Source organism: Spiribacter vilamensis (genome assembly GCF_004217415.1).
GTDB lineage: Bacteria > Pseudomonadota > Gammaproteobacteria > Nitrococcales > Nitrococcaceae > Spiribacter > Spiribacter vilamensis.
In genome coordinates, this window is the sequence record NZ_SHLI01000001.1 from 407,485 (window position 1) to 427,117 (window position 19,633).

Annotated in this window: 19 protein-coding genes; 15 read left to right on the forward strand and 4 right to left on the reverse strand. The window is 63.6% G+C overall.

Annotation, left to right across the window (positions count from 1 at the left end; translation table 11 throughout):
• Positions 1 to 8 precede the first annotated feature (8 nt).
• Both prfB and lysS read left to right on the forward strand, forming a co-directional pair.
• Positions 9 to 1,107 (forward strand): peptide chain release factor 2 gene (prfB, locus tag EV698_RS02060; RefSeq protein ID WP_130502511.1). Its coding sequence is split into 2 segments (ribosomal slippage): positions 9 to 83 and positions 85 to 1,107, totalling 1,098 coding nucleotides; the frame shifts between segments, so codons are not numbered across the junction.
• Between the two features lie 39 nt (positions 1,108 to 1,146).
• Complete coding sequence (gene lysS / locus EV698_RS02065; RefSeq protein ID WP_130502512.1) at positions 1,147 to 2,634, forward strand: lysine--tRNA ligase; 1,488 nt, start codon at positions 1,147 to 1,149, stop codon at positions 2,632 to 2,634.
• On the opposite strand, the gene EV698_RS02070 is transcribed toward lysS, so the two are convergent.
• The 3 genes from EV698_RS02070 to ygfZ are packed head-to-tail and all read right to left on the reverse strand — an operon-like array spanning position 2,631 to position 8,079.
• Positions 2,631 to 5,762, reverse strand: coding sequence for an efflux RND transporter permease subunit (locus tag EV698_RS02070; RefSeq protein ID WP_239016178.1), 3,132 nt, complete (start codon positions 5,760 to 5,762; stop codon positions 2,631 to 2,633). The genes lysS and EV698_RS02070 overlap by 4 nt on opposite strands.
• Positions 5,759 to 7,039 carry an efflux RND transporter periplasmic adaptor subunit gene (locus EV698_RS02075; protein ID WP_130502513.1) on the reverse strand — a complete coding sequence of 427 codons (1,281 nt, stop codon included), beginning with the start codon at positions 7,037 to 7,039 and terminating at the stop codon, positions 5,759 to 5,761. The genes EV698_RS02070 and EV698_RS02075 overlap by 4 nt, the downstream gene beginning before the upstream one ends.
• A gap of 29 nt (positions 7,040 to 7,068) precedes the next feature.
• On the reverse strand, positions 7,069 to 8,079 hold the full coding sequence (ygfZ, locus tag EV698_RS02080; protein ID WP_130502514.1) for a CAF17-like 4Fe-4S cluster assembly/insertion protein YgfZ: 1,011 nt from the start codon (positions 8,077 to 8,079) through the stop codon (positions 7,069 to 7,071).
• A 95-nt stretch (positions 8,080 to 8,174) separates the two neighbouring features.
• Between ygfZ and EV698_RS02085 the strand changes: the two genes are divergently transcribed.
• The 12 genes from EV698_RS02085 (at position 8,175) to EV698_RS02140 (ending at position 17,303) form a co-directional block, all read left to right on the forward strand.
• Positions 8,175 to 8,387 (forward strand): DUF1674 domain-containing protein, encoded by a 213-nt coding sequence (locus EV698_RS02085; RefSeq protein ID WP_130502515.1) that lies wholly within the window; start codon positions 8,175 to 8,177, stop codon positions 8,385 to 8,387.
• A 109-nt stretch (positions 8,388 to 8,496) separates the two neighbouring features.
• Positions 8,497 to 8,877, forward strand: coding sequence for a succinate dehydrogenase, cytochrome b556 subunit (gene sdhC, locus EV698_RS02090; protein WP_130502516.1), 381 nt, complete (start codon positions 8,497 to 8,499; stop codon positions 8,875 to 8,877).
• 11 nt (positions 8,878 to 8,888) lie between these two features.
• On the forward strand, positions 8,889 to 9,269 hold the full coding sequence (gene sdhD / locus EV698_RS02095) for a succinate dehydrogenase, hydrophobic membrane anchor protein (protein WP_130502517.1): 381 nt from the start codon (positions 8,889 to 8,891) through the stop codon (positions 9,267 to 9,269).
• Positions 9,270 to 9,273: 4 nt separating this feature from the next.
• Positions 9,274 to 11,061: a succinate dehydrogenase flavoprotein subunit gene (sdhA, locus tag EV698_RS02100; protein ID WP_130502518.1), complete on the forward strand. Its 1,788-nt coding sequence runs from the start codon at positions 9,274 to 9,276 to the stop codon at positions 11,059 to 11,061.
• Between the two features lie 18 nt (positions 11,062 to 11,079).
• Positions 11,080 to 11,859: a succinate dehydrogenase iron-sulfur subunit gene (locus EV698_RS02105; RefSeq protein WP_130502519.1), complete on the forward strand. Its 780-nt coding sequence runs from the start codon at positions 11,080 to 11,082 to the stop codon at positions 11,857 to 11,859.
• Between the two features lie 14 nt (positions 11,860 to 11,873).
• A complete protein-coding gene (locus tag EV698_RS02110; protein ID WP_130502520.1) occupies positions 11,874 to 12,137 on the forward strand; it encodes an FAD assembly factor SdhE in 264 nt (87 codons plus the stop codon).
• Positions 12,085 to 12,516, forward strand: coding sequence for a protein YgfX (locus tag EV698_RS10460; RefSeq protein ID WP_338062117.1), 432 nt, complete (start codon positions 12,085 to 12,087; stop codon positions 12,514 to 12,516). Before EV698_RS02110 ends, EV698_RS10460 begins: the two co-directional genes overlap by 53 nt.
• Positions 12,517 to 12,600: 84 nt before the next feature.
• Positions 12,601 to 13,188 (forward strand): RNA polymerase sigma factor RpoE, encoded by a 588-nt coding sequence (rpoE, locus tag EV698_RS02120; protein ID WP_130502522.1) that lies wholly within the window; start codon positions 12,601 to 12,603, stop codon positions 13,186 to 13,188.
• Between the two features lie 5 nt (positions 13,189 to 13,193).
• Positions 13,194 to 13,784 (forward strand): sigma-E factor negative regulatory protein, encoded by a 591-nt coding sequence (locus EV698_RS02125; protein ID WP_130502523.1) that lies wholly within the window; start codon positions 13,194 to 13,196, stop codon positions 13,782 to 13,784.
• Positions 13,768 to 14,799 carry a MucB/RseB C-terminal domain-containing protein gene (locus EV698_RS02130; RefSeq protein ID WP_165385694.1) on the forward strand — a complete coding sequence of 344 codons (1,032 nt, stop codon included), beginning with the start codon at positions 13,768 to 13,770 and terminating at the stop codon, positions 14,797 to 14,799. Before EV698_RS02125 ends, EV698_RS02130 begins: the two co-directional genes overlap by 17 nt.
• 70 nt (positions 14,800 to 14,869) lie before the next feature.
• Positions 14,870 to 16,258, forward strand: a complete 1,389-nt coding sequence (locus EV698_RS02135; RefSeq protein WP_239016179.1) for a DegQ family serine endoprotease — start codon at positions 14,870 to 14,872, stop codon at positions 16,256 to 16,258.
• Position 16,259: 1 nt separating this feature from the next.
• Entirely contained in the window at positions 16,260 to 17,303 is a 1,044-nt protein-coding gene (locus EV698_RS02140; protein WP_239016180.1) for a glycosyltransferase family 9 protein, read from the forward strand.
• Here the strand turns inward: EV698_RS02140 and EV698_RS02145 are convergent.
• Positions 17,285 to 17,689 carry a DUF6165 family protein gene (locus EV698_RS02145; RefSeq protein ID WP_130502527.1) on the reverse strand — a complete coding sequence of 135 codons (405 nt, stop codon included), beginning with the start codon at positions 17,687 to 17,689 and terminating at the stop codon, positions 17,285 to 17,287. The genes EV698_RS02140 and EV698_RS02145 overlap by 19 nt on opposite strands.
• 98 nt (positions 17,690 to 17,787) lie before the next feature.
• On the opposite strand from EV698_RS02145, the gene lepA reads away from it, so the two are divergent.
• Complete coding sequence (gene lepA, locus EV698_RS02150) at positions 17,788 to 19,611, forward strand: translation elongation factor 4 (protein WP_130502528.1); 1,824 nt, start codon at positions 17,788 to 17,790, stop codon at positions 19,609 to 19,611.
• Positions 19,612 to 19,633 lie beyond the last annotated feature (22 nt).

Sequence of the window (19,633 nt, forward strand, 5' to 3'; positions counted from 1 at the left end):
GGAATACCGTGCTCGACAGTAACCAGCTCGCCAGCCAGCTCGACGACCTGAAGGGACGCAATGAGTCCCTGAGGGGGTATCTTTGACCTCACGGGAAAGGAAGAACGCCTCGAAGAGGTCACCCGCGAGCTCGAACAGCCCGATGTCTGGAATGATCCGGAGCGCGCCCAGAACCTGAATCGCGAACGCGCGTCACTGGACCGGATGGTCAACCAGCTGCGCGGTCTGAACAGCGGCCTGGACGAGGCCGGCGAGCTACTCGAAATGGCCCGCGAAGAGGACGACGACGAGACGCTCGCGGCGGTGGAGGCGGATCTGGCCGCCCATGAGCGCCTGATTCAGAGCCTCGAGTTCCGGCGCATGTTCTCCGGTGAAATGGATCCCACCAACGCATTCGTGGATATCCAGGCCGGCTCGGGCGGCACCGAGGCCCAGGACTGGGCGGACATGCTGCTACGGATGTATCTGCGCTGGATCGAGCACAGGGGCTTCAAGGCCGACCTCATCGAGGTCTCGGAGGGCGACCAGGCGGGCCTCAAGAGTGCGACGATCCGGGTCGAGGGGGACTATGCCTTCGGCTGGCTGCGCACCGAGACCGGCGTCCATCGGCTGGTGCGCAAATCGCCCTTCGATTCGGGCAACCGCCGCCATACCTCGTTCGCCTCGGTGTTCGTCAGCCCGGAGATCGACGAGAACGTGGATATCGAGGTCGATCCCTCTGATCTGCGCATCGATGTCTACCGGGCGAGTGGTGCGGGTGGCCAGCACGTCAACCGGACCGAATCGGCGGTGCGTATCACCCACCAGCCCACCGGAATCGTGGTGCAGTGCCAGAACGACCGCTCGCAGCACAAGAACCGGGCAACCGCCATGAACCAGCTGCGCGCCAAACTCTACGAGCGCGAAATGGAGGCGCAGCGCGAGCAGGCCGCGGCGGTGGAGGATGCCAAGTCCGATATCGGCTGGGGCAGTCAGATCCGCTCCTACGTCCTCGACCAGAGCCGGATCAAGGATCTGCGCACCGGTGTCGAGGTCGGTAATACCCAGGCCGTACTGGACGGGGGCCTGGACCCATTCATAGAGGCGAGTCTCAAGGCCGGCCTGTAGGTCGGTGAAACGCCGGACGATTCGGAAAAAGAGAACAGCATGGCTGAAGAGCAGGACGAACACCGCCTGATCGCCGAGCGGCGCCGCAAACTCGACGAGTGGCGCGCCGGAGGGTCGGCATTCCCCAATGATTTCCGACGCGACGCGATGGCGGCGGATCTGCAGGCGGATTATGCCGGTCACGACGCCGAACAGCTGGCGGCGGCGCCGACGCGGGTGCAGATCGCCGGGAGGCTCATTCGCAAGCGGGTCATGGGAAAGGCGAGCTTTGCCACGCTCCGGGATATGTCGGGAGATATCCAGCTTTTCGTCCGCCGCGACGATCTGCCAGGGGACGTCTACCCGGCGTTCAAGGGCTGGGATGCCGGGGATATTGTCGGCGCGGCCGGTACGCTGATGCGTACGCAGACCGGTGAACTGTCGGTCCATTGCGACGAGTTGCGGCTGCTGACCAAGTCACTCCGACCGCTGCCGGACAAGTATCACGGCCTCGGCGATACGGAAGCGCGCTATCGGCAACGCTATCTCGATCTCATGACCAACCCGGAGTCGCAGCGGATCTTCACGATGCGCAGCCGGATTATCCGCACGATCCGGGATGCCTTCCACGAGCGTCGTTTCCTCGAAGTGGAAACGCCGATGATGCAGCCCATTCCCGGCGGTGCAGCGGCCCGGCCGTTCGTCACCCACCACAACGCGCTGGATATCGATCTCTACCTGCGGGTCGCTCCGGAGCTCTATCTCAAGCGCCTGGTGGTGGGCGGCATCGAGCGTGTCTACGAGATCAATCGCAACTTCCGCAACGAGGGCGTCTCGACCCGGCATAACCCGGAATTCACGATGCTCGAGTTCTACCAGGCCTATGCCGATTACCGGGACGCGATGGACTTCACCGAGGTGCTGTTGCGCCAGCTGGCCGGCGAGGTGGTGGGTCGCGAGCAGATCGAGTGGCAGGGCGAGGCGATCGACCTGGCGCCCGCCTTCAGGCGCGTCAGCGTTCGCGAGGCGGTCATCGAGCATAATCCTGCGCTGGGCACCGAGGTCGACGATCCGGCAGCCCTCGCGCGTCACGCCGAGTCACTCGGCATTGCGATCCAGCCGCAGTGGGGCACCGGAAAGATCCTGCTCGAGGTGTTCGAGAAAACGGCGGAATCGGCGCTGATCCAGCCGACCTTTGTGACTGATTATCCGGTGGAGGTCTCGCCGCTGGCCCGGCCCCGTGACGACGACCCGACCGTGACCGAGCGCTTCGAGCTCATCGTCGCCGGTCGCGAGATCGCCAACGGTTTCTCCGAGCTCAACGACGCCGAGGATCAGGCACGGCGCTTTCGCCGCCAGGTAGAGGAAAAGGCCGCGGGCGATGAAGAGGCCATGCACTACGACGCCGATTATATCCGCGCCCTCGAGTACGGCATGCCGCCGGCGGTGGGCGAGGGGATCGGTATCGACCGGCTGGTGATGCTGCTGACCGACAGTGCCTCGATACGCGATGTCCTGCTATTCCCGGCGATGCGTCCCCGCGACTAGGCCAGCGCCGCCCGCCATGCGGCCATTCTCTGCCCGATCGAGGCGTGAATCGAGAGCAGCGCCGGGATTACGAACAGCACCAGCAGGGTGGAGTAACCGAGACCGAAGGCGATGGAGGTCGCCATCGGGATAAGGAACTGTGCCTGTAGCGATGTCTCGAACAGCAGTGGCGTCAGCCCTCCGATGGTGGTCAGCGATGTCAGCATGACTGCCCGCAGCCGGCGAACGGCCGCCTCTTCGAGGGCCGCGTTGACACTCAAACCCTCGGCGAGCTGATCGCGGTAGAACGTGACGAGGATGATGGCGTTGTTGACGACGATGCCGGAGAGCCCGAACAGGCCGAACAGCGACAGGATGGTCAGTTCGATGCTCATTACCCAGTGCCCGAAGATGGCACCGACCAGGCCCAGCGGGATGACCAGCATGACGATCAGGGGCAGCGTCCAGGCGGAGAAGACCCAGACCAGGACGATCGACATGAGCGCCAGCCCGAGGTACAGACCGAATTTCATGTCTGCCAGGGTGTCGCGCTGGTCGGCCTGGCGGCCCTCGAAGCTGTACTCGATGCCGTGACGCTCCGCGAGCCGCGGCAGTGTCTCCCCGCGCAGGGAGGCACTCAGCCTGTCCGCGTTGGCGGTCTCGCGATCGAGGGAGGCGGAAACCTCTACCGCGCGACGACCCTCGGCATGGCGGATCGCCTCGAAGCCCCGCTGGGCACCCAGATCAACAACCTGCATGACCGGCACGAAACGCCCCCCGGGCGTTCGGATACTGAGATCGGCCAGCGAGGCGATCTGGCGCTGTTCCTCCGGCGGCAGCATTACCCGGACCTCCATCTCATCGGGTCCGGACTGGAAGATCTGGCTCAATACGCCGTCATAGGCGCCCCGTAACTGGGAACCGACCTCCTGCGTCGACAGGCCCAGGGCCCGACCCTGGGCGTTGACCGAGAAGGTGATCTGCTGTCGTCCGTAAGGGAGATCATCGTTCACGTCGACCACACCCGGTACGCCGTCGAGCGTCTCGGTGAGCGAGACGGCCGCCGCCTTCAGGGACTCGGTTCGGGGACCGGTCAGGCGTACTGTCAGATCGGCGCCGGGCGGGCCGCCCTGTCGGGACGAGATGGAGAAGTTCTCCATACCGGGCGGCACGTGGGTGTTGGCTTTCCAGTCGCGAATGAATTCCGTGTTGCGGGTCTGCCGGGCGTCGGGCGGCGTGAGCTCGATCAGCATTGAGCCGAGCTGGTCGCCCTGGGTGCCGCCACCGCCGCCGATTGTCCCGCCGGCCCGCGTTATGGCGGTCTGTATCAGCGGCTCGCCTGCTTCCGACTCGGTCTCCGCCAGGCTTCGCTCGAGTTCGTCGAGAAAGGTCTCCATTGTCTGGCGGTCGGTGCCCGCGACAAAAGTCGCGTTTGCGTAGATGATCTGTGATTCGGGCGTCGGGAAGAAGGTGAATCCGAGCCGGCCGCTCGCGATGAGCCCGACGGCGAGGACGACGCTCGCGGCCGCCACTGATAACGTCACCGCTCGATGGCCGACGGCGAAATGCACGGCGCTGCGGAAATAGCGCTGACGGAAGCGATCGAAACCGCGCTCGAAGGCCTCCCGCCAGACCCTCGGGTTCAGCACCCCGGTGGCGGGTCCGTCGCCGGTCCGGACGCGGCCCGTGAACGCGCCGCGCAGATGCCCGGGCAGGACGAGGAAGCTCTCCACCAGTGAGGCGGCGATCACGCAGATCATGACGATGGGGATGTCACGCAGAATCTGCCCCACCGTGCCCCCCACTACCAGTAATGGCATGAACGCGGCGACGGTGGTGAGCGACGACGCCATGACCGGCCAGAACATCCGCCGCGCGGCCCCCTCCGAGGCCAGCAGGGGCGGTTCACCGCCCCGGAAATGCGCATCCGCATCCTCGCCTACCACGATCGCGTCATCGACAATCACGCCCAGCGCCATGATCAGCGCAAACAGCGAGATCATGTTGATACTGCCGCCGATGAGCCAGAGGATCGCCAGTGCAGCCAGGAAGGCGGACGGGATGCCTACCGCGACCCAGAAGGCGACCCGTGCGGGTAGAAACAGGTAGAGGAGGATCAGGACCAGTACCAGTCCACCCAGCCCGTTGGTGACCAGTAGATTGATGCGATCGCGGATCAACTGCCAGGACTGGTCGTAGAGGGTCAGCTCCAGTGCCGACGGCATTTCCAGCCGGGTATCGGCTACCCACTCCTCGAGTGCACGCGCCGATTCCAGGCTGTCCCCGTGCTGGGCTCTCTGCAGCACCAGCTCGACGGCTGGCTCACCCTCGTGCCGCATGAGTACGGAGTCGTTGCGGGGCATTTCGCGGATCGAGGCGACAGAGCCCAGGGTGATCTCGCTTCGAGCGCCGCTGATAATGGGCAAATCGGCGAATTCCAGTACGTTGCGGCGCTGCTCGACGGCTCGCAGCTCGCGCCCGCCATCGGCACTGCCGAATTCACCGGCCGGGACATCCGCCGATCGGCTGGCGATGCGCTCGGAGATCTGTGGCAGGGACAGGTCGAGCTGGGGGAGGCGCTCGGATGGCACGGCGATGGCGATCTGCTGTTCGGGCACGCCGTTGACGGTGATGCGGTCGATACCGCTTTCAACCAGTTCGCGTTCGTACTGATCCGCCCAGGTTCGCAGGGCCGATCGGTCGACATCGCCGTGGATCAGGACACGGGCCACCGGATCGAACTCCGGTGCCCGGCTGATCCGTGGCGTTTCGGCATTCGCCGGCAGATTGCGAAAGCTGTCGACCTGCTCACGCACATCGGCCAGAGCGAGCACGGTATCCGTCCCTTCCACGAACTCGAGTGTGATGCTCGAGATCCCCTGCGCCGATGTGGAGGTCATCTTGCTGACGTCGGGGACCGCGCGCAGCCGCTCCTCGAGCGGTTCGGTGATGCCGCGTTCGACGTCTTCCGCCGAGGCGCCGCTCCAGACGACGGAAACCGTGACCACGTCGATGGAGAAATTGGGGAAGAACTGCACGTTCATCCGCGAGATGGCGAACAGTCCCCCCAGGATCATCAGGATCATGACGAGGTGCGAAGCAACCCGGTGTCGTGCGAAGCGTTCCAGCAATCCGGGGGTTTCGCTCACTGCTCGGCCCCGGCGCTGTCGTCGACCTGCACGCGCAGACCCGATACCGCATTGGGCAGCTGCGTGGTGGCGACTCGATCGCCGGCAGCCAGTTCATCGCTGCGTATGAGGACGCGCTGCATGCCGTTGATCTGCGTGGTGCCGAGATGCTCGACGCCGACGCGCTCGAGCTGGCCATCGCGCACCCGGTAGACCCGGTCGTTGCCGTAGAGGGCGCTGCGTGGCAAGGCGATCGCATCTTCAATCGCCGGCATGATTAACGACAGGCTGGTAACAATCCCCGGTCGCAGTTGATCGCCGGGCGATTCAAACGTGAACACGCCGGTGACACCACGACCGCTGGCCTCGCCGGTCAGCCTCACCAGCTGCAACCGGGCGCCGCCACCGAGCAGTGGTGCCTCGGCCCGAGGTGCTTCGCCGCGGACCAGCGCATCATGGATGACGTCGGCATATTGACTCGGTATCAGGGCGCGCACTTCGAACCCGTCGCGGGGCAGGAAGGTGAGCAGGGTCTCGCTGGCGTTGACGCGTGAGCCCACCGCCACCTGTCGGTCCGCGACCAGCCCCGCGGAGGGTGCCTCGTATTGTGACCGCCGAACATCGCGGCGAGCGCTCGAGACATCGGCGCGGGCGGCGTCACGGCGTGCGCGGAGGGATTCGAGTCGTGATTCGAAGGTGGCGACGCGTTCGTCTCTGGCGGTCACTGCGAGACGGGCCTGGTTAACTGCATCCCGCGCTGCTTCAACCTCCGAGGGGGAGGCGAGGTCGCGTTCGCGCAGGTCGAGAGTCCGCTCCAGCGAGCGCTGCGCATTGTTGACCAGCGCCTGTTCGATCTCGAGCGCCGCCTGATCGCTCTCGTGTGCGCGCCGAGCCTGGGTGATCTGTGCCTCGAGATCAGCGAGGTTCGCCTCGGCCTGCTGCAGGAGCGGCTCGTAATCGGCGGGGTCAAGGGCGAACAGCAATTCGCCGGACGCGACAGCCTGGCCATCCGCTACCGGCAGGGCCTTTACCTGCGCCTGGATCGGTGCCTTGACCGATACCCGGTCGGGATTGTCGACCTCGCCGGTCAGCGTCAGGCGCGGGTGATAGGTTGCGGGCTGGATTGTGGTCGTATCCACCAGCCATTCACGCTCGGCGACATCGGCCTGCGGGGGGGTGGGTCCGCTTTGTTTCAGCCAGACGTAGCCGCCGGCGGCGAGGCCGAGGATGATCACTGGCAATAACAATCGGAAGAATATCGACCGAAGCCGGTGTCGGGCGGGGGCATCGGATGACATGGGCAATCGCCTGTGGTCGCGCAGCGCCGTCAGTGGGGCGGCGCGTAGGGTAGATCGAGCAGCTGGAGTGATCGCGTTTCGACCCGGAGGTCGCTATCCGCCTTTTCGATGCGCAATACCGCGAGCAGTTCGCTGCCACCCCCGGATGCCGGCGCCGCATTGATGACGACACCGGCTTCAGTGCCCTCATTATCCTCCACGGCCGTTCCGGCAGCCGGGGGATCACCAGCCAGGGCAGCGCGATAGAGCCGGCGCTTGAGCTGGCCGCGATAGTGCATGCGCGCCACCACTTCCTGGCCGGGATAGCAGCCCTTTTCGTAGCTGATTCCGCCGAGGGGCTCGAGGTTGAGCATCGTTGGCACGAGCGACTCGCTCACCGGCAGGGTAAGATCCGGGAGGCCGGCGCGGATCGCCTGCAGGTGCCAGAAGTCCTCGTTGCCCTCGGTCAGGGCATCCCGATAACGGCCCCAGAATGCCGCGAGCTGATCGGTGGGGGCGATGACGAGGTAGCGCGTTGTCACTGCTCCGGGTAGGGCAACCACGTGAAGATCGCCGGCACGGACGACGCCCCCCGGTGAATCGGGTAGCGATCCCGCGCCCTCGGTCAACAGGCTCACGGCCGCGGGGCCGGCCATTCCCAGTGCCCCTTCCTCGGGCGCCAGGTCAGTCAGCGCCACCTGCGAGCGCAGAATGAACATCTGCAGGGTCGGGCGGATGGCCTCGAGCAATTCGGCATCGGCGAGCAGGATCAGCCCGGTATCACTGGGGATCACGCGGAACACGGCCCGCGTGCGGCCCTTGGCATTACACCAGGCGGCAAGCGTGCTGCGTGATCCATCGAGCCCGGCGACATCCTGGCTGAGCTGTTTCTGCAAAAAGGCGACGGCGTCGTCGCCGGCGACATGGAGCATACCCAGCGACGGCAGTGGACAGATCACGCCGCTGTCGCCGAGTGCCATTTCCATTTCGTCCGGCGTTGCCAGCGCGGTCACGACCGTCTCCGCTGATCGAGCGAGGAGGGTGTTCCAGGGTTCACGCATGATCGGCTCCGAGCTTGAAGGCGGATAGAATGATGCAATCCGCTGTCGTACAGGATGCCACCTGACGGCTTTTACGTGTACCTGGAGCAAAAGCGATGACCGATCAATCACCGGAAAAGAATCAGCATCAGGAACCTGAAGTGCCCTCCGAGTCGGCAGAGCAGGACGCCACCACCGAAACGCCCGATACCGAAGCGGTTGACTGGCAGCGTCCGGAGACCTGGCCGCGGGAAATTGGCGGCAAGCGGGGTCCCGAACCGACGCGCTACGGCGACTGGGAGAGTAACGGCCGCTGCACCGATTTCTGAGTGGCGTCGGGCCAGTTTGCTGCACTGCCGCGATATTGCGCGAAGCGCTGCTTGGGCGTAATTTACGGGAATAATTCCAATCACGGACTACCCCCCGGAGAGCGCTGAGATGAGTTCGGATAACCGTCCCCTGTCGCCACACCTGCAAGTCTACCGACTTCCCTTTACCGCTCTGACTTCGATCAGCCACCGCGTCAGTGGTGTGCTGCTCTCGGGCGGGGCGCTGGTTCTGGTCTACTGGGTGATTGCCGCGGCAGCCGGGCCCGAGGCCTATGCGACCGCCAATGCCTTCCTCGGCAGCCTGCCGGTCCAGGTGCTGATCTTCCTGTGGACATTTGTCCTGTTCTACCACCTGTGCAACGGGATTCGGCACCTGGTGTGGGATGTCGGCTACGGGTTCGATCTGAAAACCGCACATCGCTCTGGCCAGGCTGCGATTGGCGCCGCCGCCGTGCTTACATTGCTCGCCTGGCTCATCGCCCTGGTCTAAGGAGAAAAGCGATGGATTATCGGACTCCACTCAAACGCGCCCAGGGTCTGGGGGCTTCCCATCACGGCGCTTCCCACTGGTGGATGCAGCGTCTGAGCGCAGTGGCCATGGTGCCGCTGATGCTGTGGCTGGTTGTCGGCCTCGCGACACACACGGGCGGCGGGTACGAAGGCACGGTCACCTGGCTGGGCAATCCGGTCAACGCGGTTGTGCTGGTCATTGCCTTCGGCGTGCTCTTCTATCACGCGTCTCTGGGGCTGCAGGTCGTGCTCGAGGACTACGTCAGTCACAAGGGAGTGCGTATTGCGCTGGTGACCGGCGTGCGTTTCCTGGCAGCCCTGCTGGCTGTGTCGGCGATTTTCGCCCTATTCAAGATTGCGCTCGGAGGCTGACCGAATGAGCACCGATTACGAGATTATCGATCACAGCTACGACGTCGTGGTGGTGGGCGCCGGTGGAGCCGGTCTACGCGCCACTTTCGGCATGGCCGCCAAGGGGCTCAAGACCGCCTGCGTCACCAAGGTTTTCCCCACGCGGAGTCACACCGTCGCCGCCCAGGGTGGGGTCAGCGCCGCACTCGGAAATATGGGCGAGGATGACTGGCGCTGGCACGCCTACGACACGATCAAGGGCTCGGACTGGCTCGGCGACCAGGACGCGATCGAGTACATGTGCCGCGAGGCCATCCCCGCGATTATCGAGCTCGAGCACTATGGTGTGCCGTTCTCGCGGACCGAGGAGGGCAAGATCTACCAGCGGCCTTTCGGTGGCATGACAACGCGGTATGGCGAGGGGACTGCACAGCGGACCTGTGCCGCTGCGGACCGGACCGGCCACGCCATCCTGCACACCCTCTATCAGCAGTCGATGGCGCACTCCGCCGATTTCCACATCGAGTTCTTCGCCCTCGATCTGATTATGGAAAACGGTGCCTGCCGGGGCGTTATCGCCCTCGAGCTCGCCACCGGCAAGATCCACCGCTTCCGCGCCCATATCGTGGTGCTCGCTACCGGCGGCTACGGACGGGCCTGGTTTTCCTGCACATCGGCGCATACCTGTACCGGTGACGGCGGCGGTATGGTTCTGCGCGCGGGCCTGCCACTCCAGGACATGGAGTTCACCCAGTTCCATCCCACGGGCGTCTATGGCGCCGGCTGCCTGATCACCGAGGGTGTTCGAGGCGAGGGCGGCTACCTGACCAACTCGGATGGCGAGCGCTTTATGGAGCGTTATGCCCCCAACGCCAAGGACCTTGCATCGCGTGATGTGGTGTCACGCTCGATGACGGTGGAGATCCGCGAGGGCCGGGGTGTGGGGCCGAATGCCGATCACATCCATCTCCATCTCGAGCACCTCGGGCCGGAGGTGATCAACCAGCGGCTGCCGGGCATCGCCGAGACGGCGAAGATCTTCGCGGGCGTTGACGTCACGAAGTCGCCGATCCCCGTGCTGCCCACGGTGCACTACAATATGGGCGGCATTCCGACCAACTATCGCGCCGAGGTCGTGGCGCCACGGGACGGCGATCCCGACGCGGTGGTCCCCGGGCTGATGGCAATCGGCGAGGCCGGTTGCATCTCGGTGCATGGCGCCAACCGGCTCGGCTCCAATTCTCTGCTCGACCTGGTGGTATTCGGTCGTGCCGCTGCGATCCGCGCAGCAGAGATCGTGGCCGAGACCGGTGAGCACAAGCCCTTGCCGGCGGACAGTGCGGACTATGCGCTGTCTCGCCTGGACCGGCTGCGTCATGCCGATGGCCAAAACCCCACCGCGGATATTCGCGACCAGATGCAGAAGACCATGCAGGAGTACGCAGCCGTCTTCCGCACCGACGAGACGCTCGTTACGGGGCATTCGCGGATTCACGAGATCCGCGCCATGCTCGACGATGTCAAGCTGACCGATCGCTCACTGATCTGGAATACCGATCTGGTCGAGACGCTCGAGCTCGAGAACCTGCTCGGCAATGCCGTGACCAGCATGGACTCGGCACTCAACCGGCAGGAAAGTCGCGGTGCCCATGCCCGGGAGGACTACAGCGAGCGTGATGACGAGCACTGGATGAAGCATACCGTTTCCTGGCTGCAGGAGAACGGTGACGTCCAGCTTGATTACCGGCCGGTACACATGACGACGCTGACTGACGAGATGGAAGTGATTCCCCCGAAAAAGCGCGTGTACTGATTCCAGGAGAGATTTGCCATGGCCCAGTTCGTACTACCCCCCAATTCCCGAATCAAGAAGGGCGAGCACTACGCCGCCCCCACCGGAGTCGATAACACCCGGACATTCAAGGTCTACCGCTGGGAGCCCGACGGTGGTCAGAACCCGCGTCTGGATACCTACGAGGTGGATCTGGATACCTGCGGACCGATGGTGCTCGACGCCCTCGTGAAGATCAAAAACGAGATCGACCCGACGCTGACCTTCCGGCGATCCTGCCGCGAGGGGATCTGCGGTTCCTGTGCGATGAACATCGATGGCCGCAACACGCTGGCGTGCATTCAGTCGATTGACGAAATCGACGGCGACGTCCGTATCTACCCGCTTCCGTCGATGCGGGTGGTGAAAGACCTGGTCCCGGATATGACGCATTTCTACGCGCAGTACGCCTCGATCCGGCCCTGGTTGCGCACGGAGACACCCACGCCGCCGGACCGCGAACGGCTCCAGAGTCCGGAGGATCGCGAGGAGCTTGACGGTCTCTATGAATGCATTCTGTGTGCCTGCTGCCAGACGTCCTGCCCGAGTTACTGGTGGAACCCGGATCGCTATCTCGGACCGGCGGTGCTGCTGCAGGCCTACCGCTGGATCGCCGACAGTCGCGACGAGGATACCGCGGGGCGGCTGGACGATCTGGACGACGCCTTCAAGCTCTATCGTTGCCATACGATCATGAACTGCGCATCCGCTTGTCCCAAGGGACTCAACCCGGCGAAGGCGATTGCGGAAATCAAGCGCCTCATGGTGGCCCGGCAGTAGGGCCGGGCGGGCGAATGAGCGAGTTGTCGAGACTGCGCTGGCGCTGCCGGCGCGGGACGACGGAACTGGATCGGTTGCTCACGCGGTTCCTCGATGATCCGAGCCATGGCTACGAGGAGCTCGATGCGAACGGCCGGGCAGACTTCGATCGGCTGCTCGCCTGCGAAGATGATCATCTGATCGATTGGCTGGTTAACGGCCATCGGCCCAGGGAGGGCGCCTTCGTTGATATCGTTAACCGGGTCCGGGGCGTCTCCGGCCTATCGACTCACACCTAGCCGGGCGTTATGCGGCTTCCTGCTTGCAGTTCCCGCTTGCACGACCGGCGTGCTGGTATCGACTCCGGGGGTGCCACTGCCCGTGCGATGGGCGCTCGGAGTGATAACACTCCTCGTAGCCGGTCAGTCGGCGCGCTTACACTGGCCTGGCCGTTCTCACGCGGTCATTGACTTCCTGATACTTCCCGACGGCATCGTGCACCTGCGGCGAGGCGACGGCATTGAAGAGCGAAGACGGCTCGAGGATGCGTTCGTCTCGCCGATCCTTGTTGTTCTGTCACTCGGCGGGTCACGGGGACGCCGGACACTGGTTGTTCCTGCCGATGCACTGAATGGCGAGAGTCATCGTCGGCTTCGCTGCGAGGTTCGCCAGCGGTGATGCGTTTGCCGGCTGTTCCGGTATCCGATAGCCTCTTGGCGTTCCTGAACTTCTACCAGACTCGAAAGTCTACGCGGAGGGTTAATGAGTACCGCTAATGCGGACAAGGAGTTGGTAGAGCGTGTTCAGGCGGGCGATAAGAAAGCCTTCGACCTGTTGGTTCTCAAATACCAGCACAAGCTCGTCAAGCTCATATCCCGCTATGTACACGACCATGCCGAAGCGCTGGACGTCTCGCAGGAGGCGTTTATCAAGGCATACCGTGCCTTGCCCCGCTTTCGCGGTGATAGCAGCTTCTACACATGGCTCTATCGGATCGGGATCAACACCGCCAAGAACCACCTGGTTTCGCAGGGCCGGCGTCCACCCGACAGCGATATTGATGCCCAGGACGCTGAACGATATGACATCGAATCGCGTCTGAAGGATCAGGAGTCACCTGAAGCGCTCGCGCAGCGCGATCAGGTGCAGGACACAGTGATGAGCGCCATTGGCGATTTGCCGGATGATCTGCGAACAGCGATCACACTCCGCGAATTCGAGGGGCTCACCTACGAGGAAATTGCAGAGGCGATGGATTGCCCGATAGGAACCGTGCGGTCGCGGATATTCCGCGCCCGAGAGTCAATTGATAAGCGGCTGCGGCCGCTGGTATCCGGCACAGATGGGTGACAACGATGCAGGATGATATTTACCAACAACTCTCTGCCTACGTAGATGAAGAGCTCGGTCGGGACGAGCGCCGTTTCCTCGAGCGTCGTCTGGAGTCGGATGAAGAGCTGCGAGCGGCGCTGGCTCGCTATTACGCCATTGGCGCCGCGGCGCGCAACGAATCGGCTCCCGAGGCCGCCGGTCTTGCGGACCGCGTCCGCCGGCATCTCGAGGCCGAGGCCCCCCATGAAAGAAGCGAGGGCGATACCTCGGGTAAATGGAGACGGGTCTTTTTCATGGCCCAGCCCATCGGCGGCATAGCGATCGCCGCCAGTGTAGCGCTCGCCCTGGTTGTCGCCTGGCCCCTGGTGCCCGACCCCACCCGTCCTGATAGCACTTCCTCGACTGTTCAAATCGCCGCCGAGCCAACCGTGGGAACACTATCCCGTGTCGGCGGACAGGCTAGCCAGGACCCGGTAGCGAACGACTCGCTGGATGAGCAGCTACGCCGGCAGCTGCAGCCGTATTTCATGGACCACAATGATCAATCCGCCACGCGGCCTATCGGTGGCACTTTGGAGTCGGTACGAACCATTGGTCATGACGCCGAGCGCTAGTTCGGGCAGCCTATGGCGGCAGGTGTGCCGGCGCGCTGTCCTGCCGACGCTCGCGCTGGTTGCCTCCGTCGGTGCTGCTGCACAGCAACCGCAAACCGCGTCCGGCTGGATCGAGAAGGCGAGTGGTGCCGGAGAGCGCCACAGCTTCGTAGCCGATGTCGTCTACGAGCAGGGTAGTCACATCGAGGCGCTGCGGCTGTGGCGTGATGTTGCGGAAGATTCCCGCCTCCGCGAGAGGCTCATGACCTTATCCGGGCCGCAGCGCGAGATTCTGCGCACCTCCGAGACGACAACCTACCTGATGCCGTCCGCGTCCGGACGGCTGGCGCAACGATATTCCGGCCGCTCGATCGGACTGCCCGGCCCCGACGAGATCGAGCGGCTTGACGAGCACTATGAGCTCAATGTCGACGGTGATGACCGGATCGCCGATCGCCCGGTGCAGCGGATTCGGCTGGCCCCTCGGGACGAGTTCCGCTACGGCTACGCCCTCTGGCTTGACCGAAAGACCGGCCTGGTGCTTCGCGCCGATGTGATCGATCAGGATTCAACGTCCGTGGAGCGCTTTTTAATCGTCGATCTCGAATTCCGCGATCGCCTTGCGCCGGAGGCGCTCGATCCCGTTCTGGCAGAGGATGGGACGTCATTCGATCGGCTGACGCAGCGTGTCGAGGGCGATGACGAGCAAGTCCCCGTTCAGGTTGCCTGGTCCGTGACGGACTTGCCGGAGGGTTTCACGCTGCAGACCGACCGCGCTCAGACGCTCTCCAACCGCGAGACGCCCGTTCGTCACATGGTGTTTTCGGACGGCATGGCGACCGTATCCGTCTATATCGAGCGACACGACGCACCGAATCCCCTCGAAGGTCCGATGAGCATGGGCGGAGTGAACATCCACGCGCGCACTCTTGATGGCGTGCAGACGCTGGTGGTCGGGCAAGTGCCCGCGGCAACCGTCCGCCGTATATCGACGTCACTGGTGCGCGAAAGCGACAGCAACGCTACAGGCCAGTAATCCTATGTCTATTTCAACGCCGACTTCGCGACCGCTCCTTCGGCTGATCACCGCGCTGGCGACAGCGTTCATGGTTTTCAGCACCGGCGCACTCGCACAGAATCTCCCCGAATTCACGGATATGGTCCGTGAAAACAGCCCGGCGGTCGTGAATATCAGCACGACGCAGTCCGTTCAGGGCAATCGCGGCGGGATGCCCGATATGCCCGGGATGCCTGATCCCGACGACCTGCCGGAAGGGCATCCTTTTCGCGATTTCATGGATCGCTTCAGGGATGACGACGGGCAGCGCTCGCCGCGTCGTGATGCCCGATCGCTCGGCTCGGGATTCATCATTTCCGAGGACGGTTACATCCTCACCAATAACCATGTCGTCGAGGACGCAGACGAGATTATCGTCCGCCTGAATGATCGTCGCCAGATGGTCGCCGAGCTTGTCGGCGCCGATGATCGGGCGGATCTGGCGCTGCTGAAGGTGGACGGCGAGGGCATGCCGACGGTCAGGACCGGCAAGTCTTCGGAAGTCGAGGTCGGTGAATGGGTGCTCGCCATCGGGTCGCCGTTCGGCTTCGAATACTCGGTAACCGCCGGGATTATCAGCGCCAAGCAGCGCAGCCTGCCGATGGAAAACTACATCCCCTTCCTGCAGACCGATGTGGCGATCAATCCGGGTAACTCCGGTGGTCCACTGTTCAATCTCGATGGCGAGGTGATCGGGGTCAATTCCCACATATACAGTCGGTCGGGCGGTTTCCAGGGTATTTCGTTCGCGATTCCGATCGAACTGGCGATGGACGTCGCCGATCAGCTCCGCGACGGCGGCGAGGTGAATCGTGCCTGGCTCGGAGTCGTTATTCAGGATGTCACACGTGATCTCGCCGAATCGTTCGGCATGGATCGTCCCGAGGGTGCGTTGATCGCGCAGGTGCTGCCAGACAGCCCGGCGGGTGCGGCGGGGCTTGAGCCCGGTGATGTGGTGCTTGAATTCAACGGCAACGACGTCGCGACATCCGGGGCGCTGCCACCGATGGTGGGTCAGGCGACAGTCGGCTCGACGGTGCCGGTGGTCGTGATGCGCAATGGCGAGCGTGAAAAGCTGGAAGTCGAGCTGGCTCAGCTGCCTGACGACATGGGTCAGCAAAGCAACGAGCAGTCGCGCGCCCAGCCCGGTGTTTTCGAGGAACTTGGCCTGGCGGTCGAGCCGCTGAACGCAGAACGGCGAGACGCACTGGGACTGGATGATGACGTGACGGGGCTGGTCGTCGCCGGCGTTAGCGGCGGGCCTGCCGCTGATGCCGGGATTGAATCCGGCGATGTCATCACGAGGGTGAACAGTGAGCCCGTCGATGGCGTCGAGCCGTTTACCAGCATTATTGACGGCCTCGAATCGGGGCAGAGTGTGCCGCTGCTGGTCCTGCGCGATCAGAGTCAGCGCTTCCTGGCACTGCGCATCCCCTGAGGTGACACTCCGGTCGATCTGCATCGTCCGGCTGTCGGCGCTGGGCGACGTCACCCATGTCATTCCGGTGGTGAAAAGCCTCCAGGCGCAGGTTCCCGATGTGCAGATCACCTGGGTGATTGGACGACTAGAGGCGAAGCTGCTCGGTGATCTGCCCGGCGTCGAATTCATCGTCCACGACAAACGCTCGGGGTTGTCGGGACTGGTGGCCCTGCGTCGCCGACTGCGCGGCCATCGCTTCGATGCCCTGTTGCACATGCAGGTCTCGCTGCGCGCCAACCTGGTGGCCGCCATGGTCCCTGCCCGCATCCGGGTCGGGTATGACCGAGCCCGGAGCAAGGATCTGCATGGGCTTGTCGTCAACCGGCGCATCCCGGCCCGACGCCGCGAGCATGTTCGTGATGGCCTGGCGAGCTTTCTCGAGCCACTCGGCCTCGATCCTGCGCCCCCGGTCTGGGAGATACCGCTACAGGTGGCGGATTACGGCCTTGCCCGTGCCCATCTGGCGGCGGATCGTCCGAACCTGGTGATCAGTCCCTGTTCAAGCCATCCGCTGCGTAACTGGATAACCGATCGTTACGCAGCGCTGGCGGACTACGCGGCCCATCACTATGGCGCGAACGTCGTGCTGGTTGGCAGTCCGTCCACGACAGAGCGGCGAATCTGCGAGGCAATCGAATCACTCGCGCAGATGCCGGTCGTCAACATCTGCGGCCAGGACACGTTAAAGCAGCTCGCGGCCCTCCTCGAGTCGGCGGATTTGCTGATATCGCCGGATACCGGGCCCGCCCATATCGCCAACGCCGTGGGTACTGACGTCCTCGGGCTCTACGCGGCGAGCAATCCGGCACGATCCGGTCCGTATCACTCGCTTCGCTGGTGCGTCGACCGTTATCCCGAGGCCCTTGAGCGGTTCACGGGCAAGACGGTGGATACGGCGCGCTGGGGGGCGAAGGCCGAGTTCGCCGGGGCGATGGCGATGATCTCGTTCGATGACGCCCGCGAGCGTCTCGATGCCTGGATGGATCAGTCCGGCGTCGTGTAATCGCGGTAGGATTTCTCCTCGATCAATCGCGAGCCCAGTCCCTCGTTCACCGCTTTCTTGATCGCCGCGCGGCGATCGTTGGTGAAATACACGGATCTTGCCAGCCTGACGAAATCCTCCTGGAATGATTGCCGCGCCTCGAGATCGCGGATGCCGTCTTCGATCTCCCACAGGGCCTCATTGACCGTTTTCAGCTGCGTGCGCAGCTCGGTGATTTCCGGCGTCATGCGGACTTCGTCGTGCCAGATGCGGTTGAGTGCCTCGAGCTCGAAGCGCACGTTCTTCAATTTGCCCGGATCGGTGATTCGTTCCGACTTGATCTCGAGGATGGTGATCTTGTCGAGCACCTCCCCGAACGAAAGCGGGACCGCGATGCTGTCTTCCATTGAACCCCCTGGTCACCTTCACGTGGAAAGCGCCTTATTATCCACTGTCTGATGGATGCTGGCGACATTCACCGCGCCGCCCTGTATCCTTTGAATGCATGAGCAGTAGGGATAATCGCGGTCGTATCGACCACATACGCAATTTCTCGATCATCGCGCACATCGACCATGGCAAGTCGACACTCGCTGATCGACTGATCGAGCGCTCGGCACATCACCAGTCCCGGAAATCGAGCGAGCAGATGCTTGATTCCATGGACCTCGAGCGCGAGCGTGGTATCACCATCAAGGCGCAGAGTGTCTCGCTCGACTACACCGCCGCCGACGGCCGGACCTATCAGCTCAACTTCATCGATACCCCGGGGCATGTGGATTTCTCCTACGAGGTGAGTCGCTCGCTGTATGCCTGCGAGGGGGCCCTGCTGCTGGTCGACGCCTCGCAGGGCGTCGAGGCCCAGAGCGTTGCGAACTGCTACACGGCGGTCGAGCAGAACCTCGAGGTGATTCCGGTCCTGAACAAGATCGATCTGCCCTCCGCCGAGCCGGAACAGGCCATCCAGCAGATCGAGGAGATCATTGGCCTGGACGGGTCAGAGGTCGTCCCGATCAGCGCCAAAACGGGCGAAGGCGTCGACGATCTCCTCGAGGCGCTGGTCGCGCATGTGCCGGCACCGCAGGGCGATCCCGAGGGGCCACTGAAGGCGTTGATCATCGACTCCTGGTTTGACAACTACCTCGGCGTCGTCTGCCTGGTCCGGGTTTTCGATGGTGTGATTCGCAAGGGAGATCGGCTGCGAGTCATGTCCACGGGCCGGGAGTTTCACGCCGACAACCTGGGTATCTTTACGCCCCGGCGGATGGCGTGGGATACGCTGGAAGCCGGCCGGGTCGGTTTCGTGGTGGCCGGTATCAAGGACATCGATGGCGCACCGGTCGGCGATACGCTGACTTACGCCAAACAGCCCACCGAGACGCCGGTGCCCGGTTTCAAGCGCGTACAGCCCCGGGTGTTTGCGGGTGTCTTTCCCACCAGCTCGGATGAATACGAGTCGTTTCGTGACGCCCTTGGCAAGCTCCGTCTCAATGATGCAGCCCTGCATTACGAGCCGGAGAACTCCGAGGCGCTCGGGTTCGGTTTCCGCTGCGGTTTCCTGGGGATGCTCCATATGGAAATCATCCAGGAGCGTCTGGAGCGCGAGTACGGCCTGGATCTGATCACGACGGCGCCGACGGTAGTGCACGAGGTGGTGGACAATGAGGGCGCCACGTTCCTCATACATAACCCCTCCGAGCTGCCACCGATCAATGACGTGGAGGAGATCCGCGAGCCCATCATCCACGCCAGCATTCTCGTGCCCCAGGAGTACATCGGCGCGGTCATCAAGCTCTGCGAGGAAAAGCGGGGTGTGCAAAAGGGCATGCAGTATGTCGGCAATCAGATCTCGCTCGAGTATGAAATGCCCATGGGCGAAGTCGTTCTGGACTTCTTCGATCGGCTGAAATCGGCATCGCGCGGATACGCCTCTTTCGATTACGAATTCCGGCGCTTTCAGACCGAGCGTCTGGTCAAGCTGGATATCCGCGTCAATGGCGACAAGGTCGATGCACTGTCGGTGATCGTTCACCGTGACCAGGCGGAGTTCCGGGGGCGCGAGCTCACCGAGAAGCTCAAGGAGATCATTCCCCGCCAGATGTTCGAGGTGGCGATCCAGGCCGCGGTCGGCTCGAAGGTGATCGCGCGCTCCACGGTCAAGGCGCTGCGCAAGAACGTGACGGCGAAATGCTACGGCGGCGATATCACCCGGAAGCGCAAGCTCCTGGAGAAACAGAAGCAGGGCAAGCGCCGCATGAAACAGGTCGGTCGGGTCGAGATCCCGCAGGATGCGTTCCTCGCGGTCCTGCAGGTCGATCACGACAAATGAGCCGGCGTGCGGACCGTTAACA

What these genes read in the sequence shown, in the direction of transcription:
- EV698_RS02105 (WP_130502519.1), top strand. Translation starts at nt 11,080, where the DNA reads ATGGCCCAGTTCGTACTACCCCCCAATTCCCGAATCAAGAAGGGCGAG.
- EV698_RS02135 (WP_239016179.1), top strand. Translation starts at nt 14,870, where the DNA reads ATGGTTTTCAGCACCGGCGCACTCGCACAGAATCTCCCCGAATTCACG.
- rpoE (WP_130502522.1), top strand. Translation starts at nt 12,601, where the DNA reads ATGAGTACCGCTAATGCGGACAAGGAGTTGGTAGAGCGTGTTCAGGCG.
- EV698_RS02110 (WP_130502520.1), top strand. Translation starts at nt 11,874, where the DNA reads ATGAGCGAGTTGTCGAGACTGCGCTGGCGCTGCCGGCGCGGGACGACG.
- lysS (WP_130502512.1), top strand. Translation starts at nt 1,147, where the DNA reads ATGGCTGAAGAGCAGGACGAACACCGCCTGATCGCCGAGCGGCGCCGC.
- ygfZ (WP_130502514.1), bottom strand. Translation starts at nt 8,079, where the DNA reads ATGCGTGAACCCTGGAACACCCTCCTCGCTCGATCAGCGGAGACGGTC.
- sdhC (WP_130502516.1), top strand. Translation starts at nt 8,497, where the DNA reads ATGAGTTCGGATAACCGTCCCCTGTCGCCACACCTGCAAGTCTACCGA.
- EV698_RS02125 (WP_130502523.1), top strand. Translation starts at nt 13,194, where the DNA reads ATGCAGGATGATATTTACCAACAACTCTCTGCCTACGTAGATGAAGAG.
- sdhA (WP_130502518.1), top strand. Translation starts at nt 9,274, where the DNA reads ATGAGCACCGATTACGAGATTATCGATCACAGCTACGACGTCGTGGTG.
- EV698_RS02075 (WP_130502513.1), bottom strand. Translation starts at nt 7,039, where the DNA reads ATGTCATCCGATGCCCCCGCCCGACACCGGCTTCGGTCGATATTCTTC.
- sdhD (WP_130502517.1), top strand. Translation starts at nt 8,889, where the DNA reads ATGGATTATCGGACTCCACTCAAACGCGCCCAGGGTCTGGGGGCTTCC.
- lepA (WP_130502528.1), top strand. Translation starts at nt 17,788, where the DNA reads ATGAGCAGTAGGGATAATCGCGGTCGTATCGACCACATACGCAATTTC.
- EV698_RS02130 (WP_165385694.1), top strand. Translation starts at nt 13,768, where the DNA reads ATGACGCCGAGCGCTAGTTCGGGCAGCCTATGGCGGCAGGTGTGCCGG.
- EV698_RS02085 (WP_130502515.1), top strand. Translation starts at nt 8,175, where the DNA reads ATGACCGATCAATCACCGGAAAAGAATCAGCATCAGGAACCTGAAGTG.
- EV698_RS02145 (WP_130502527.1), bottom strand. Translation starts at nt 17,689, where the DNA reads ATGGAAGACAGCATCGCGGTCCCGCTTTCGTTCGGGGAGGTGCTCGAC.